This is a genomic window from Herpetosiphon llansteffanensis, assembly GCF_003205875.1.
In the GTDB taxonomy this organism is placed as follows: domain Bacteria; phylum Chloroflexota; class Chloroflexia; order Chloroflexales; family Herpetosiphonaceae; genus Herpetosiphon; species Herpetosiphon llansteffanensis.
In genome coordinates, this window is the sequence record NZ_PUBZ01000019.1 from 1 (window position 1) to 3,078 (window position 3,078).

Here is a 3,078-nt window from a genome sequence, read left to right on the forward strand (position 1 = left end):
GGGGTCGGGGATCGGGAAGTTTGGCTATAGGCTTTGGGCTATTGGAAGCAGAATCCAAACAATCTGTGCTAATCTGTGGCTAAAAATGAGGGGTTGGGGGTCAGGGTCTCTTACAAGGGTAGGTTGTGAAGATCCCCTCACCCCAACCCCTCTCCCACCTGCAGGCGAGGGGCTTTAACGCCGTGGTTCTTGCCTGAATCGTGATGAAAATCGAAGGCTCCCCTCTCCTGCGTTCAGTGGGAGAGGGGCTGGGGGTGAGGGATGATCCTGATTGCCAATCCAATGAACTAGTACAGCTCGAGGCTTTGAGCTATGAGAACATAATCTAGCGAATCTGTGCAATCTGTGGCGAAAAACGAAGGGTCGGGGATTAGGGATCAGGGGTCGGAGGCTGGGGGTCGGTTGCCCCTGCTAGGCTAAAAGTCCAAAGCCCATAGCCTTCGTTCCAATGATTGAATCGAGGAGCAATTCCGATGCAACCACAACGCGAGCGGGTAAAGCTGAGTAAGGATCGCAATTGGTGGCGGGTATTGCCAGTGCTTGGCGCACTTGGCTTAATTGGCTTAATGTTGGCCTTGACGATGCAGTCGGGACCAGTTGATGAACCTACCAGCCAGCCAAGCGCCATGGCCTTGCTTAGCTCGCCTACGCCGAGCAGCGAACCAATGATTAATCCAACTGCGGTGTTGTTTCCAACAACAATTCCAATCCTTGTAACGCCAGAGCAAGCAGCGGTACCGAATAATCAACAGCCGCTAATCCCTATTGCTTCCCCAGCGCTGGTGGTTGATGCGCTTGATCAACCATTGACTGAGAATCCGAGCCAGCTTTATGCCTTGATTCGTTCGAATGCTCGCCTTTATGATCAAGTAGTTCGTGTCGTTGATGGTCAACTACTGCCAATTGCCAATGTCGATAGTTATAGCGATGATATAACGCTGGTACTTCAGGCTGAACAAACCCTGATTATTCAGCGCGAACAACAGCTACGCGTCATTGATACCGCAACGGGCACAACCCGTTGGACATTTGGTTTAGAAAATGCAAATGATAGAGCTTCGATGGTTGCACTTGATGCTGCTGGCCAAGGTATCTACCTATTAACTAACCCTATCTCTATCGGTGTTGACCAATGGCAATTACACCACCTAAGTTTGGTTGATGGTCAAGCGTTAGAAGCAGTTATTGAGTTTGAATTTTCGGCGCAAGCGTCATTTTTGCTCACCAAAACCGGCCAAATCTGGTTTACGCTGAGTCAAACGCTGTATCGGCTTGACCTTAAAACTGATAGTTATGAGAATTTTGGCCCAGCAATTAATGATGTTATTGTGGGTGATAGTCAAAGTGCGTCAATTGGAGTCTTTCGATCGCCAAGCGATTTGTACTTGATCGATCACTTGACTGGTACACAACGCAGTATTCGCTTGGCTGAGCCAATTGATGGGCGAATTGAGGCTGCAACCTTCTCGCACGATCAGCAAAAGCTGTTGATTCAAAGTAGCCTTGAAACGCATACCGAATCGATGCTTTTGGTCGTTTCAAGCCAAACAGGCTTCATTGAGACAACAATCCAAATTCCTGGCGCGATAAGTAGTGCAATGGCAGGGGCTACCGTTGATCAATGGTTGATTACTACACCTATAGAATCATATCAACAAGCTCAACTATTGCGTTGGAATAGTGCAACCAATGTATTAACTGATCTGATCATTCCTGCCGAATTAATTGGCTTCAATATTATTCCGCTATATGATTTGGCGGGTGCTCCGATTAAGTCGCTATTCGCAGAGCCGCCAACGGTGGTTGACCAAGCAGCAAGCAGCACAATCCCCATTACCACACCAATTGCCTTGCTTGGCAATTTAGCAGCTAGCTCGCTCAATATTCAGCGGCTCGATCGCGACCAGCAAATGTCGGTAGTCGCCGAGGATGTACTGGCGGTTTTTCCCCGCTACAACAATGCGCCACGCTTGCTGCAACATCCTGAACCGCAGCGTTGGCAATTATTCGATCCGGTAACGCAGCAGACTGTGCAATGGGAATTTAAAATACCAGTTAAACCTGAAGCGTTTGTGCCACTTGCCCATCCGAGCTTTTCATCGCTGTTGGCAGTTGTGCATCAACCTGTGAGTAGTGAAAAAGAATTTACTGGTTCAAGCCAATTGCTCAGAATTAATGGCGTAACTGGTGATTGGCAGGTGCTGTTTGATTCTGAAAATTGGCCAGAATTGCAATCTGCTATGCCAATTGCTTGGCAATTTGAGGCAATCTATTTTCTCCAGACAACCAGTACCCAGCAGATCATTTGGCGAGTTAATCTCAATTCAATTGCTGATGAACCGTTCGCGGGTGCTGAAAAAATTGCCGAAGTGCCAATTGCATTTTATTCGTCTAATAGCGCGCCAACCATCGCCAAAATCATCGTTTCACCCAACCAACATTGGATCGTGTATCCGCTTGGCGAAACAGGTCAAACAATGCAGGTGATGGTTCTCGATTTACTCAATCAACGTAGCCATGAGCTTGGGTTAGAGCTGAATAGTTTGGAGAGCCTGAGTTTCTCGCCCTATGCTAATACATTTGCAATTATGTTGGAGGATGCAGAAACGGATACTACTTACCCAGCCTTATACCAATTGGTCCAACAGCGTTGGTATCGACTTGCTTCAGGTAGTTACAATTATGCTAGTCAAAACCCATTCTTGTGGTCGCCAAATGGCCAGTGGCTGGCAGTTAATTTTAGCAATTTCTCCAATGAGCATCGTGTGAATGTCTACGATGGGCTTGAATCGCAATTGCTGTTTAGTAGCGAAGTTGCTCCAAATCTACGCCCGCTGGCGCTGGGGTATGATCCGACGAGTCTTTTAATGAGTGATTACCAGGCTGAGCAGCTTGTGCAGATGACATGGCGCGAGCAGCAATGGCAAATCGATTGGCAGTTGGCGGACGTGATTCTTGAGCGCGACGATATTCGCTATCTGTATCCGCGTTGAGCATAGGGATGTGGGCTATAGACTATTGGCTATTGGAACTAGAATCTGTGGCTAAAAACGAGGGATCAGGGGCTGGGGGTCAGGG

The 3,078-nt window shown here is 48.0% G+C and carries 1 protein-coding gene; it reads left to right on the plus strand.

The genetic code is table 11. The annotated features are described in order from the left end of the window. Positions 1-473 precede the first annotated feature (473 nt). A complete protein-coding gene (locus C5S61_RS01195; RefSeq protein WP_110513308.1) occupies positions 474-2,993 on the plus strand; it encodes a hypothetical protein in 2,520 nt (839 codons plus the stop codon). The last annotated feature ends 85 nt before the right edge of the window (positions 2,994-3,078 follow it).

Excerpts from the sequence above, each read along its gene's own strand:
- C5S61_RS01195 (WP_110513308.1), top strand. The coding sequence starts at position 474 with ATGCAACCACAACGCGAGCGGGTAAAGCTGAGTAAGGATCGCAATTGG.